The organism is Candidatus Enterococcus myersii (genome assembly GCF_017316025.1).
GTDB lineage: Bacteria > Bacillota > Bacilli > Lactobacillales > Enterococcaceae > Enterococcus_C > Enterococcus_C montenegrensis.
Genome location: NZ_JAFLVT010000005.1, coordinates 183,893 through 198,495, shown reverse-complemented (window position 1 = coordinate 198,495; position 14,603 = coordinate 183,893). Strand labels below are relative to the sequence as shown.

The window sequence follows — 14,603 nt, the reverse complement described above, 5'->3', positions numbered from 1 at the left end:
TTGTGGCTTTTCTAAAAGACCACTTTTTTGAAAGTTAAAAGCCTAAACAGCGGAACTAACCCTGTGTAGGCTTTTAATTTAACTTTCTAATTCGATTATGCGATCGACAAAATCTTCATAAAACTCTGCTTCATGGGAAACGACGACAATCGTACCAGGAAAAGCAATTAAAGCTTCTTGGAGATTTTCTTTTGAAGCCTGATCAATGTGATTGGTGGGTTCATCAAGAAATAAGAAGTTACTTTTTGGCAGCATCATTTCGGATAGTTTAACTTTTGTTTGTTCGCCACCGCTTAAGTATTTTAATGATTCTTGGACATGTTGGCTGGTTAAGCCTGCACGAGATAAGTAACGTCGCAATTCTTTGTTGTTAATTGTTGGATATTTGTCACTTAAATACTGTAAAGGTGTTGCTAGTGGATTTTCCCAAGCTAATTCTTGCTCAAAATAATTAATCTTTGTATGCTGCGGAAAGTGAAATTCGCCACTGAGGGCTGGAATAAGCCCTAACAGTGTTTTAATTAGGGTTGATTTACCGATCCCGTTGAATCCGCGCAAAGCGATCTTCTCCCCGGCTCGAATCGTCAAATCAATTGGTGCTAACAATGGTTTTTCATAGCCGATAACAAGTTCTGCTGTCTCTAGAGCCAAAGTTGTTACAATTGGGGCATAGGTAAAGGTTACATGAGGTTTTGGTGCATCTGTTGGCGGCGTGAGACGATCAATTTTTGCTAACTGTTTTTCCCGGCTTTTGGCCATTGTAGAACGAGAACCGGCTTTGTATTTGCGAATATAGGCTTCTGTTTTTTTGATGTGATCTTGTTGGGCTTCATATTGGCGCATATAAGTTTCTTGTTGGAGTTCCTTTAGCTTCAATGATCGATTAAGATTTCCAGTGTATTTGGTTAATTTGCCAAATTCAATATCAATAATATGAGTAGTAATCGCATCTAAAAAGACTTGGTCATGGGATACTACGACAAAAGTGCCATCAAAGTCTTGTAAAAATTGTGTCAACCATTGAATATGATTATCATCTAAATGGTTTGTCGGTTCATCCAAAATTAACAAGTCTGGTTTTTCTAACAGCATTTTGGCCAAAATAATTTTTGAACGCTGTCCGCCACTCAAATTTTTTAAAAGACTATCCATTCCCAATACGTTAATTCCCAGTCCCGTAGCTAAATCATCAATTAAGGTATCCATTTGATAAAAAGAACCTTGATCCAACTCGTTTTGCAAGCGACCAGCCTGCTCTAATAAGCGGTCATCAAAACTTTCGCTATAGTCTTCATAAAGTTTTGCTATTTTCGCTTCTTTTTCAAATTCTTCCTTAAAAGCAGTCTGCATAAATTTTCGAATACTTAAGTGTTCATCTACACCAACATATTGATCTAAATAACCTAAACGTAAATTTTTAGGAAAGTTAACGTGCCCGTCATCAGGCAAAATCTCACCGGTGATAATTTTGATTAAGGTGCTTTTTCCTGCTCCGTTGCGGCCGATTAATCCGACGTGTTCGCCGCGATTAACTTGGACAGATACGTCTTCATATAAAACTTTATCGCCAAATTGTTGGGTAATATTTTCTAAGCGTAACATGGTTGAATCCTCATTTCTCATAATAAAAAGCGCCAGATAAAATTCATCCGCCGCTTTTGTTTATATCCAGATGGTATTACGTAAAGCCTAACATGAAGCTAGAAGCTTGTCAAAGACTGAGATAAAAACTACAGTTTATCGTGAAGTTTAAATTCTTTTGTAGTAGGATCTGCCTCTTTTACATCATCGGCATAAAAAAGAAAATGTTCCCCGGAATCAAGATCTGTAGCAATAACGAGTCCCCGCCGTTTCAAATCTTTTGATTGCTCAATTTGGGCGGTACGGGCTAGTTCTTTGGTATCAAAGTTGGATGCAATGGCATTCCCAAGATTGAAAAAAACCGTTTCTTCCATCGTAATCCCCTCCTTACTCTTTATTTTACCATGTTGTTTGATTTTTCTGATACTAATAAGAGTTACTTGCAATGTTTTTATTTTTGGTGATAATAAAATCAGAGGTGAAAAAAATGAGCCAAATTACTGAAAATGAGTTAAAAAAACAATTAACTGCGATGGTTGAAAGTGTCTTAGCCACTGCTAATTTACAAGCGGATGATATTTTTGTCTTAGGCTGTTCTACTAGCGAAATTATCGGTGGTGTAATTGGTAAAAATTCTAGTGCTGAAGTTGGCCAATGGGTTATTCGTACACTAAAAGAAATATTAGATCCTTTAAATATCCATTTGGCAGTCCAAGGCTGTGAACATTTAAATCGGGCACTTGTGGTTGAACGCAAGGTAGCAAAAGCGAATCATTTTGAAATTGTTTCGGTTAAGCCGTCATTACATGCCGGGGGTGCATGTTCAGTAGCAGCTTTTGATCAATTTACTGATCCAGTTGAAGTAGAACATATCGTGGCGCAAGCAGGTATTGATATTGGGGACACGTCTATTGGGATGCATGTCAAACATGTTCAAGTTCCCGTACGTCCTAGCTCTAATACACTTGGAGCAGCACATGTCACTGCGCTAAGAACCCGACCAAAATATATTGGTGGTCCTCGGGCTGTCTACGAATAAAAACGTTAATTTTTAATTTTGCTAAATTTTCATAAAAAAACAGGACAGCCGGCTAATAATGGTCTGTCCCGTTTTTTTGTTCTTATAGCTGAAGGGTTGAAGAACCTTTCAGCTTAATCCAATTCAACTTTTCCGGTATAAAGTTGGTAATACATACCTTTTTGTGCTAATAAATCTTCGTGACTCCCACGTTCAATAATACGTCCGTGGTCTAACACCATGATTACATCAGCATTTTGAATGGTAGAAAGACGGTGTGCAATAACAAAGACCGTTCTTCCATGCATCAATTTATCCATTCCCGACTGCACAATACTCTCTGTTCTCGTATCAATACTAGAAGTTGCTTCATCTAAAATCATGACGGGTGGATCAGCAATTGCAGCTCGAGCAATCGCAAGTAATTGACGCTGTCCTTGCGATAATCCTTCGCCATCACCAGTAATTACAGTATCATATTTTTCAGGTAAATGATTAATGAAACTATCCGCATTGGCTAATTTGGCCGCAGCTAAGACATCTGCATCACTGGCATCTAGTTTACCGAAACGAATATTTTCACGAATTGTGCCGGTGAATAAATGAGTATCCTGCAATACAATCCCTAATGAACGACGTAAAGAATCTTTTTTAATTTTTTTAATGTTAATTCCGTCGTAACGAATTTTACCATCTTGAATATCATAAAAACGATTGATTAGATTCGTAATCGTGGTTTTACCAGCACCGGTAGCACCTACAAAGGCTACCTTTTCCCCTGGTTTAGCATATAGGTTGATATCATGGAGAACGATATTATTATCTACGTAGCCAAAATCAACGTCTTCAAAAACAACGTCCCCTGTTAATTGTGTGTAGGTGATACTTCCATCGCTGTGGGGGTGTTTCCACGCCCATAGACCCGTTCTTTCTTCAGTTTCTACTAATTGACCATCAATTTTCTTGGCATTTACTAGCGTAACGTAACCGTCATCTTGTTCAGATTTTTCATCTAATAAATTAAAAATTCGACCAGCACCAGCTAAGGCCATAATTACAAAATTGATTTGTTGTGAGATTTGGCTAATCGGACCATTTAAAGAACGACTCAATTGTAAGAAAGAGGCAATCATGCCGACAGTTAATCCTGAAATCCCATTAATAGCAAATAAGCCGCCAATAATCGCAACTAAAACGTATTGTACATTTAACAAATTCATCATAATTGGCATTAATGTGTTGGCATTAATATTCGCCTTAGTTGCACTTTCTTGAAGTTGATCATTTAACGTGTCAAATTCTTCCATTACTTTCTTTTCGTGATTGAAAATTTTAACAACTTTTTGACCATGCATCATTTCTTCAATATAACCATTAACTTGGCCCAAGTCTTTTTGTTGTGCGCCAAAAAAGCGGCCGCTTTTTTTCGAGATAAAGCGAATGACATTTAACATCAAAAAGACAGAAATTAAAACAAACCCTGTTAATGGCAAACTTATTGTAAACATCGCGATAAAGACTGAAACAAAAGTAACAAAGGCCATCATTAAGTTTGGGATACTTTGAGAGATCATTTGGCGTAAGGTATCTGTATCATTTGTAAAATGACTCATAATGTCGCCGTCAGAATTTGCATCAAAATAACGAATAGGCAAACTTTCCAAATGGGTAAACATTTGATCGCGGATTTTCTTTTGCGTTCCTTCACTGATTTTGACCATCATAAAGTTATACGTTAAAGAAGCGACTACCCCGATCAGGTAAATGAGTGCCATTTGCATGATGGCTTGAAGCAGTCCAGAAAAATTAGGATCAGACTGCCCAATCAGTGGCGTAATATATTGGTCAATAACCACTTGTAAGAACAAAGAGCCCTTAACGTTTGCATAAGCACTAAGTAAAATCATAATCAAAACGAAAACCAGTTGAATTTTATACTGGCTAAACATTAAAGTTAACAACCGTTTCAGATTAGATCCGGTTGACCGTTTCACGGTTGGTTTACTCATTTCCACTTTCACCAAATCCTTTCTGTTGGGATTGATAAACTTCTTGATAAATTTGATTATTTGCTAGTAGCTGTTCATGGGTACCAACCCCGTTGACTTTTCCATCATCTAAAACCACAATGCGGTCAGCATCTTGGATGGAGCTGATTCGTTGGGAAATGATAATGGTTGTCATGCCAGGGATGGCACTTGCTAGACCTTCTCTGATTGCGCGATCGGTCTTCGTATCTACGGCACTTGTGGAATCATCTAAAATGAGAATTTTAGGTTTTTTAAGTAGGGCCCGGGCAATGGTTAAGCGTTGCTTTTGACCACCAGAAACGTTATTGCCCCCTTGGGAGATCATCGTGTCATATTTATCGGGAAATTCGTTAATGAAACTATCTGCTTGAGCGATTTTACAAGCTGCAACTAATTCTTCATCTGTAGCCGTTTCATTGCCCCAGCGCAAATTATCTTTAATGGTACCTGTAAATAACACATTGTTTTGTAAAACCATACTTACTTGATCCCGTAAAGTAGCTAGATCATATTTTCTTACATCGACACCAGCAACTTTAACTGCCCCATAAGTAACGTCATAAAGGCGGGGGATTAATTGAACTAATGTAGATTTAGAACTACCTGTCCCACCAATAAGCCCAATTACTTCCCCTGTTTTTATGGAAAGGTTGATATGTTCTAAAGCTAATTTATCCATATCATCAGCATAACTAAAGCAGACATCTTCAAATGTAATTGAGCCATCAGCTACTGTAAACAAGGGTGTTGTTTCGTTTTTTAAATCACTTTCTTCTGATAAGACTTCAGTAATACGTTCAGCAGAAGACCGCGCAATTAAAATTTGGACAAAAGCCATCGACATCATCATCAAGCTCATTAAAATCTGCATGGTGTAGTTAAACATACTAACGAGCTCACCGGTCGTTAAACTTCCCTTATCAACGATTAATTCTGCGCCAAACCAAGAAAGTAAAAGCATACACGTATATACTGAAATTTGTAATAGCGGATTGTTAAAAGCTACGATTCGTTGTGCTCTGGTAAAGTTTTTATAGACGTCAGTAGAAACTTCATCGAAGACTTTTTCTTGTTGTTCTTCTCGCACATAAGATTTTACCACGCGAATGCCTTGCAAATTTTCTTGCACAACATTATTCAATTTGTCATAAATGCGAAAAACCTTCATAAACAAAGGATGAGCAAAATGAATCACAATTGCCAAACCGATTGCTAGAAACGGTAAAACTACCAAATAAATAAGCATCAATTGTGGGTTAATGAGGCTGACCATAATTAGTGAAAAAATCAAAATTAAAGGACTACGCACTAGGATGCGAATAATCATTTGATACGCATTTTGCACATTCGTGACATCCGTTGTTAGACGCGTAATCAAACTTGAGGTGGAAAAGCGATCAATATTTGAGAATGAAAAATCTTGAATCCGGTTAAACAAATTATGCCGTAAATTACGGGCGAAGCCAGCAGAAGCAATCGCAGCTGTTCGACCACCCAAAGCGCCGAAAATTAACGCAATTAAAGCGCATAAAAACAAAACAGCACCTAATTTAAAAATAACACTACTATTGCTCTTTTCTACCCCTTGGTCGATCATCATCGCCATAATTAACGGCATGATGACATCAAGCGCGACTTCGCCGGCAACAAACAACGGTGTTAACAGACTATCTTTTTTATACTGACCAACATTGGCCAATAATTTTTTTATCATATCCTCCGTCCTTTCTTGTAAATCAAATTATATAATGGCAAAAAATAGACACCGATCGCAGGGGCGACCAGTGAGTCTATTATTAACTTTAACGGATAAAAGTAGCTCTTTCAAACAAAAACTTTCTCATTTTTCTTATAAAAGTGAGACTTAAAAGTTTTTATTTTGACTAAGAGGAAAAATGGTTGACATAATAATTTTATGGTTATAAGTAACGCGAAATCAATTGAATTAAATCTTCTGGAAAAGTTTCTAGGTCACTAATATCTAAGAAGCGCTCACTACCGTAAATTGTTTTTATCGCTTCTTTATCATCTCCGATGGCTGCAGCCAAATAAATAATCCCTTGGCGTTCAAATTCAGTCATCACTGCTTGTATATCTTCTTTGGCTTTTGTCCCTGTATAATCAGGCAAAGCTTTTGGTTGACCGTCAGAAATATTGATTAATAACTTCGTAGTTGCATTTTCTTCTGCGAGTTTTTGACTTAATAGTCGCAAAGAAACACCATCACGATTGTTTTGCCGGGGCTTCATCGTCACAAGTTTTGCGCCAAGATACAAATAGTCATCAGAAAACTCCTTATAAGAATAAATAGAAGTTTTTTCACGGGAGGATAAATCTGCTGTATCCCCATAAATCATTAATGGGATATTCACTTTTTCAGCAAAACTAGCTACAGCTAAAGCTGCCAAGCGGGCGTTTTTGATCCGTTCATCTTTTAACATTGAACCTGATTCATCAATACGTAGTGCCAATGCTAATGATGGTTCTTCATGGGGCGGATTTTTTTTATCAAAAGTACGATAATCACCATAAGCCACCCGACTCGCATCAAAACGCGTGCCACTATATTTCCCTTTTCCGTAAACTTCACTTTGGTCGTTTTCTAAAATATCAGTTATCTTCTTGGTTAAACGGGTAACGACAGGCAGCACTTCTTGCGTTAAATCTTGAGCTTTAGCGACATCTTCTTTGGTAAATTTGGGACGTTGGATAATTAGTCCCTCTTTTTCGTGGATTGTCCCTTTCATAGCAGAACGCGCTTTTTTGTTTAACTCTTTACGTAACTCTTTTTCAGCCTTCTCGTAAGTTTCAATATCAACATTTTGCTCTTTTGAGATTCCTTCGGTATTTTCTTTACCTGTTTCACTTGCACCATCATGGGCTTCTCGCTCGCCTTTTGTTTGCGGCTGTTCTGGTGAAGGTTTTTCTGTTGTCTTGTTTGAAGATTCTTCTAATTCTGCTTCATTATTTTTAGCATCCGTTGCATCTTTTACTTCATAGCTTTGTAAAACGGCTTCACTAGGGGCTTCTTTTGTGATGTTGCGCATATCAGCTTCTTGTGCAGAAATTTTACGACCTCTTATCTCTTTTAGGGCATCACTGGCATCTGGTACAAGTACTTGGCGCAGTGATACTAGAAGTCTACTGTCGTCTAACGCTTGTTCCAATAATGTAATTTCATTTGGTTCAGTTGTTAGTTTTTAGATAACTTTAGGATAAAGACTTTTAAAAACGTCTTGTCCTTGTTTAAAAGTATTCACCCAATAAAAATATGAGCGCATCCCTGCTACACCTTTAATCGCATTGGTTTTCGCTGTTTCATCTAATAAGCGAATAATTTCAGCCATTTTTGTTAGTAGGGGTAAATTAGTGACTCCAGTTTTTGCTACAGCCCGCTCTACCATAACTGCAAGTTCAGGTAAATCCATGCGTTCTGCATGTTGCATCCGATCCCGCAAGGATTCATTTAAGGGCCGATTGCCTTGATAATTGCGATTGGTTGTAATGACAATAACACAATCCAAATGGCGTTTTATAATCCCTGTAGGTAAATTTAGCATACCATTTGGCTCTAAAGCTGAATTTAAGGCCACTAAAACAGAAGCATCCCGGATCACTGTGGGTTCTTGTATTTCCAATAGGTAGCCCTTTTCCACAGCCCGAACAATTTCAGACGGATAAAATTTGTAATGGACAACTTCTTGTTCATTTGCATCCACACGACTAACAAGCGCAGCCAGACGCATTTTTGCAGCAGCTAAATCAATACTATAATGCTGCGCAATTAATTTTAGAACGGCATCTAGACTATCTGTTTGATAAATCGCTTCAAGCAATTCTCCATCTGTTTTGTCATCTGTTGCTACGACAGGAAGTAAGGCCCCAAAAACGTCTGATTTATCCATATCCGCAAAACAAGTTACTTTGGTATAAGGGAGTTGTAAATCATAGGATAAAGCCTTGGCAAGTTGAGTTTTTCCTGAACCCGCATCTCCTTCTAACAAGACATTCATAATCTTCATTTCAGTATCGTCCCAGTTATTTTTGATCTCGCTGGCAATGCGTAATTCAATTTCACTGGTTTGATGACTTGTTGGTTTTTGCCAAATCATTTGTTTTTCTAAACGACTAAAAACGCGCTTATTGGTAACTGCATAAGGCATTGTCATAGTTTCACCTGCTTTATTTTAATATCCGGCTTCTTCTAATAAACGTTTTAAAATCCGAAACCGCTCGCCTAAAATTTCTCCATCTTTTTGCCATGTATCATGAAACAATTTAATATCCTCGTCAATCATGGGGTTATTGGTATCCACTTCAACAGTCATACGATTTCCTTGTACACCGACAATGTCGACAACCGGATTTTCTGGATCGTAAAATTTCGGGTAGCGATAAGCATCTTGAAAATAGATACTAGCTTGTGCGACTAAAATTGCTAAATCCAAAATACGATTAATGGGTAACTCTTCAGATTGACGAGACCATTTTTCGCCTGTATGGCGCCAAACCTTCCCGGAAATATCTACTTTCCCCCGATCATTCCATTGGGCTAAGCCCAAAGAAAGCCCTTTTGCGTCCGATTCAAACGCTTGCTTACCATCGGCATTATCATAATTTTCTACCACTAAAACAGGTTTATGCTTCAAATTTGTTGGAATTTCCATTGTAACCACTCCTCGTTATTGTGTGCAAAAAAATTGCAAGTTTTCATTTAGTAATTTACTAACATACTACTCTACTAAATTATAAAAAAGGATGGATAAATTGCCAATTATTTTGACTTATTATAATAATTCTCCCTGCTTCTATTAAAACCAAAGCAATTGCATTGCGTTCAATTTAAAATTTATAATGACTGACAGCTGATGAAAATAGTAACTGAACTTTAACGTGTTTTGCTCTTATAAAAAAAGAAGTTAAAACAAAAGTCATTTCTCCTTTTGTTCTAACTTCTTTATCTTGTAATTTTTTTATAAAGCTGAAATTGCAATTCCAATCGCTTTTTCACCTAAATGTGTTCCAATAACCGGACCAAAATATCCGATTTCAATATCTGCATTGGGATATTTTTCAGCTAATTTTTGTTTCTCTTCTTGGGCAACAGTCAAATTATTCGCGTGAATGACATATAACTTAACAGGACGATTAATCTCTTGATCTCGCTGACCAATCACTTCTTCTGCCCGATTAAAGGCTTTTTTACTAGAACGAATTTTTTCGAACAACTCAATCTTCCCGTCATTAAACGTTAAAATTGGTTTTATTTTTAGTAAACCGCCAATTAAAGCAGCACCATTGGTTAAACGCCCGCCACGAACGAGATTATTTAAATCATCAACGATTAAATAAGCATAAGTATTGTCACGAATGATATCCAAGTGGCTGATAATTTCAGTCAAAGAATTACCAGCATCTTTTAATTGTAAAGCACTTTCAACCATATGCCCCATAGGCATACTCGTAATCTTAGAATCATAAGGAATAACTTTGGCACCTTTAATTTCATCTTTAATTGTATTTAGAGTTGCTACAAATCCAGAAATACCACCAGATAAATGGATACTTAAAATCGTATCATAACCTTTTGTTACTAAATTTTCATAAAGCTCGATTACTTCCCCTAACGCAGGTTGTGACGTTGTGGGAAATTCTTTACTGCTATTTAACATGTCATAATACTCGTCAGCATGAATATCAATGCCTTCGTTGTAAATTTGGCCGTCAATAATAACAGGTACCGGAATAATATATAAATCTGGATGATTTTTGATGGTTTCAGGTAGAAATGCAGAACTATCTGTTACTACTGCTAATTTCATTTATAATCCTCGTTTCAAGAAAATTTCACTACTTCTACAAATATAGCATAAACTACGATTTAGGAAAATAGTTTCTGCCAGATTCCCTTTAAAAGAAACCAAACTGAGAAAAGAAAAAGTCAAAAAGGATTGGTTTGTGCTGCCCAATTCTCTTTGACTTAAAATTTTACTTAAAAAATGGCAAGTTATTTTGCTAAAAAGTTATTTATTGCTGTCTTATTAGCTTCCTTATCCACCACTAAGACACTACCAGCTTCAGCAGTATTCCCGTATTCCCACGTATCTTTGGCTGGCACAGTCAAACGATCAATCCCACTAGCTCCTTTTAGGATACTAAAACTATTTTTTACAAGAAAACTAGTCTTTAAATCTGTTCCAGTGTAACCTAAAACTTTACCAGCGGCATAAGGTAATTTAGCAATGGCCAAAGGATTTTTCATCTGACTAAAAATAGCATTCATTACTTGTTGCTGGCGTCTTACCCGACCAAAGTCACCTTCTTCGTCCATCCGGAAACGTGCATATTGCAAAAGGTGTAAACCATCCATGTTTTGTTGTCCTTTTTGAATTGGCACTTCTAAGTTTGTACTCATATTTTTTTCAGCATTAATGGCTACGCCACCTGGAAATAGAGTATCAATGACTTTTTCAAATGATTTAAAATCAACAACAGCATAATATTTACATTCCAATCCAAAATTTTGCGCTAATGTTTGACGAACCAAATCAGCTCCCCCATACGCATAAGAAGCATTAATTTTATTTTGTCCAACACCTGGAATATCAACTAATGTATCCCGCATAAATGAAATCAATTTGGGCTTTTTACTTGGTCCATCTAGTTGTAACACCATAATAGTGTCCGCCCGCGCAGTCTCCCCTTTACGGCTATCACTACCTAACAGCAAAATATTATTGGCCCCATCAGCTGAGGTAAAACCATTAAATGCTTCTGTTTCTTGTTTGGGAATTTCTTTATCAGAAGAGGCGGACATTTTTCCCATTGCAAAAGCGACCCCACTATAAACGAGTAAAAAAAGCAAAAGCCCAATGATAAAGCGGATTACGGGATGTTTTTTCTTTGATTTCTTTATTTTTTGGGGCTTAACTTGACGAGGTTCTTTTTTATTTCCAGTTTCATTGTAGCTGTTGTTGCCATTATTGCCATTATTACCTGTATTTATCCCCGTATAATTTTGATTTGTTTTTTTCTTATTTTTTTTAATACCAAAGCTTGGCAATGACTTTTTACTTCTATTTTTACGATCAGCTTCAGCCATTGGCGGCTCTTCTTGGTGAGCATCATTTTGCTGATAGTCTATTTTTTTGACACTATCACCATCTTTTATTTGTTTACGAGCAAATAAACTTTCTTTTTTATTGGTTTCTTCGTGTATTTCTTTATAGCGATCCATGCGACTCATGTAGGCTACCTCCAAAAGTAAATCATTTCTCTACAAGTTTACCCTAACTGGGTCACAAAAAAAGATGCTATGAAAAAACTTAAGCATTTCATAGCATTTCTTTTCAATTATGTTAGTTGTGAGCAAATTTGACAGGATATGTCCCCAAACAAGTAACTTCACCGCCTAGAAGTTCAATTTCCTCCAACGCATTTTCAATTAATTGCTGCGGGCAATTGAGTAACAGGTCGACTACAAAAAAATATTCTCCTAGACTCGTTTTAAGTGGTCGCGATTCAATTTTACTTAAATCAATTTGGCGCCAGCCAAATGCCGCTAACATCTGATGCAGTGCACCCGCATGATTTGCTGGTAAGGTTAAAATTAAGGACATTTTTTCTGCTGTACCAAAATTAAAGGTCTGATTGGTACCCACAAGCCAAAAACGGGTTTGATTGAAATCGTTGTCTTGAATATCAGAACTAATAACCTTCAAATCATAAAACGTTGCTGCTTCATAAGAGGCAATTGCAGCGACTGCTTCACCACTATGCGTGACAACGTAATCGCAAGCAGCAGTCGTGGAAGCTGTTGGAATTAATTCTGCCATTGGATAATTAGTCGCTAGAAATTTTTGTGATTGTGCTAGAGCTTGCGGATGAGAATAAATCTTTTTGAAATCCCCTTTTGTTAAGGCTAACAGCTGTTGTTTGATTGGTAAAATTACTTCGGATAAGACCTGTAATCTAGGATTTTGAGATAACGTATCAATCGTAGCATGAACCGTTCCTTCTAAAGAATTCTCGATTGGAACAATTGCAAAGTCTATTTCTTCTTTAAGGGCTGCTTGTAAACAGGCTGGAATAGAAGCATAGGCAATTAAGTTTTCTTTTGCAAATTGTTTTCGTGCCGCTTGATGAGAAAATGAGCTTTCGGGACCCAAATAACCTATTTTCATGCCATTGCCAGCCTTTCCATAATTTCTTCAACTATCTCTTCAGGCGATCGCTCTGTGGTTTCAACGGCAATCGCGGCGCTGTCTTCATAATGAGTAAGACGCCCATTTAATAAAGAAATAATCTCTCCTTCACTTTTTTCTGTTGCAAGGGGACGAATATTTTTCGTGTCATTTTTAATTCGTGTCACTAGCGTTTGTGGTTCAGTTTTTAAATAAATAACTTTTGGCTGTGCTTTTAAAAGACTGCGGTTTAACGCACTGACCACAATACCACCTCCAGTGGCAATAATTGCTTTAGTTCTTAGATTGTCTTTTAAAACATTTGATTCAACTTGACGAAAAGCAGCTTCACCAAATTGGTCAAAATAGTCATTAATCGGCATTTGTATTTTTTCAGTAATTAAATCATCTAAATCAATCATTGGCCAATTTAACTTTTGGGCTAATAAGCTGCCTACAGTTGATTTACCTGCGCCCATAAAGCCAATTAGTAAGATACTATTCATTTTTTTCACCTACTATATTTTTAACATCGTCAAAAAATTCAGGGTAAGAAATATTAATCGCCTCAGGTTGATCCAATTGTGTTTTGCCGGTGGCAATTAAAGCGGCAATTTGTAACATCATTCCAATGCGGTGATCGCCGCGACTGGATACATGAGCGCCTTTTAATGGTGTGGGGCCATTAATTATTAAGCCATCTGTTGTCGGAGTAATATCTGCTCCCATCTTCTGTAATTCTTCTGCTGTAGCATCAATTCGATTCGTTTCTTTCACCTTAAGTTCTTGGGCATCTTTAATAATTGTTTGACCGTGAGCTTGTGTTGCCAGCAGGGCAATCACGGGCAGTTCATCAATTAGACGAGGAATGATTTCACCGGCGATAATCGTGGCAGTTAATGTCGATGTTGTCATTTTTAAATCCGCTGCTTGATTTTTCTCGTCATAATTTTCTATTTTTAAGCGGGCGCCCATTTGTGTCAAAACATCCACAATTCCGGTTCGCGTTGGATTCATTCCAACATTTTTTAGTATCAATTGACTCCCGGATGTAATCGCTCCAGCAACCAAGAAAAAGGCAGCCGAAGAAATATCTCCTGGAATAACCACATTTTGTCCAGTCAAAGTTTGCGGTCCACTTACAGTTATTTCTTTTTTATTTGCGGTGATTTTACCGCCGAATTGACGGATCATCTCTTCGGTATGATTACGGGAAATTTCCTTTTCAACAATGGTGGAAGTTCCCTTAGCTTGCAGGGCTGCAAAAAGAATAGCCGATTTTACTTGGGCACTTGCAACTGGCATTTGGTAGTGAATGGGCTGTAAGTTGTTTGTTCCATTAATTGTAATTGGCGGAAACTCACTGCCATTATCCCCCAATAGTGTTGCTCCCATCTGGCGCAAAGGAGCCATTACCCGTTCCATTGGCCGTCTATTTAAAGAAGCATCACCAAACAAAGTGGTAGAGAAATCTTGACCAGCTAAAATTCCCATCATTAGACGAATAGTAGTGCCAGAGTTACCCACATCAATTGCTTTATCACAAGCCTTTAGACCATTGAATCCAACGCCTGTCACCGTAATTGTCTTTCCATCATCGAAGATTGGAACGCCCAATTTTTTAAAAGCCTTTAGCGTACTTAAACAATCTTGGGCCCGCAAAAAATTTTTAATGGTCGTTTGGCCCGTCGCGAGAGCCCCAAACATAATACTACGATGAGAAATTGACTTATCAGACGGTACCGTAATGCTTCCTTGCAAACCTTTTTGTGCTTGTAATAAATCCATAAT

At 37.4% G+C, this 14,603-nt stretch carries 11 protein-coding genes and 1 pseudogene; 1 reads left to right on the top strand and 11 read right to left on the bottom strand.

Annotation, left to right across the window (positions count from 1 at the left end):
- Nucleotides 1–78 precede the first annotated feature (78 nt).
- Together JZO76_RS03735 and JZO76_RS03730 are read right to left on the bottom strand one after the other, a co-directional pair.
- Nucleotides 79–1,602 carry an ABC-F family ATP-binding cassette domain-containing protein gene (locus JZO76_RS03735; protein ID WP_206902834.1) on the bottom strand — a complete coding sequence of 508 codons (1,524 nt, stop codon included), beginning with the start codon at nucleotides 1,600–1,602 and terminating at the stop codon, nucleotides 79–81.
- Nucleotides 1,603–1,730: 128 nt separating this feature from the next.
- Nucleotides 1,731–1,955, bottom strand: coding sequence for a hypothetical protein (locus JZO76_RS03730; RefSeq protein ID WP_206902833.1), 225 nt, complete (start codon nucleotides 1,953–1,955; stop codon nucleotides 1,731–1,733).
- Nucleotides 1,956–2,068: 113 nt separating this feature from the next.
- Between JZO76_RS03730 and JZO76_RS03725 the strand changes: the two genes are divergently transcribed.
- Nucleotides 2,069–2,620 carry a TIGR01440 family protein gene (locus JZO76_RS03725; RefSeq protein WP_206902884.1) on the top strand — a complete coding sequence of 184 codons (552 nt, stop codon included), beginning with the start codon at nucleotides 2,069–2,071 and terminating at the stop codon, nucleotides 2,618–2,620.
- A 113-nt stretch (nucleotides 2,621–2,733) separates the two neighbouring features.
- On the opposite strand, the gene JZO76_RS03720 is transcribed toward JZO76_RS03725, so the two are convergent.
- The 9 genes and pseudogenes from JZO76_RS03720 to aroA form a co-directional block, all read right to left on the bottom strand.
- Nucleotides 2,734–4,608, bottom strand: a complete 1,875-nt coding sequence (locus tag JZO76_RS03720; RefSeq protein ID WP_206902832.1) for an ABC transporter ATP-binding protein — start codon at nucleotides 4,606–4,608, stop codon at nucleotides 2,734–2,736.
- Nucleotides 4,601–6,343: an ABC transporter ATP-binding protein gene (locus JZO76_RS03715; RefSeq protein ID WP_206902831.1), complete on the bottom strand. Its 1,743-nt coding sequence runs from the start codon at nucleotides 6,341–6,343 to the stop codon at nucleotides 4,601–4,603. Before JZO76_RS03715 ends, JZO76_RS03720 begins: the two co-directional genes overlap by 8 nt.
- Before the next feature lie 205 nt (nucleotides 6,344–6,548).
- Nucleotides 6,549–8,798: pseudogene (locus JZO76_RS03710) on the bottom strand (AAA family ATPase).
- 18 nt (nucleotides 8,799–8,816) lie between these two features.
- Nucleotides 8,817–9,296 (bottom strand): DUF6530 family protein, encoded by a 480-nt coding sequence (locus tag JZO76_RS03705; RefSeq protein ID WP_206902830.1) that lies wholly within the window; start codon nucleotides 9,294–9,296, stop codon nucleotides 8,817–8,819.
- Between the two features lie 306 nt (nucleotides 9,297–9,602).
- Nucleotides 9,603–10,451 (bottom strand): DegV family protein, encoded by an 849-nt coding sequence (locus JZO76_RS03700; protein WP_206902829.1) that lies wholly within the window; start codon nucleotides 10,449–10,451, stop codon nucleotides 9,603–9,605.
- A 185-nt stretch (nucleotides 10,452–10,636) separates the two neighbouring features.
- Nucleotides 10,637–11,875: an LCP family protein gene (locus tag JZO76_RS03695; RefSeq protein ID WP_206902828.1), complete on the bottom strand. Its 1,239-nt coding sequence runs from the start codon at nucleotides 11,873–11,875 to the stop codon at nucleotides 10,637–10,639.
- Nucleotides 11,876–11,987: 112 nt separating this feature from the next.
- Entirely contained in the window at nucleotides 11,988–12,812 is an 825-nt protein-coding gene (gene pheA, locus JZO76_RS03690) for a prephenate dehydratase (protein WP_206902827.1), read from the bottom strand.
- Nucleotides 12,809–13,318, bottom strand: a complete 510-nt coding sequence (locus JZO76_RS03685) for a shikimate kinase (RefSeq protein WP_206902826.1) — start codon at nucleotides 13,316–13,318, stop codon at nucleotides 12,809–12,811. Before JZO76_RS03685 ends, pheA begins: the two co-directional genes overlap by 4 nt.
- The gene (gene aroA / locus JZO76_RS03680) at nucleotides 13,311–14,600 is read right to left on the bottom strand and encodes a 3-phosphoshikimate 1-carboxyvinyltransferase (RefSeq protein ID WP_206902825.1); all 1,290 of its coding nucleotides are present in this window, start codon (nucleotides 14,598–14,600) and stop codon (nucleotides 13,311–13,313) included. Before aroA ends, JZO76_RS03685 begins: the two co-directional genes overlap by 8 nt.
- Nucleotides 14,601–14,603: the final 3 nt, after the last annotated feature.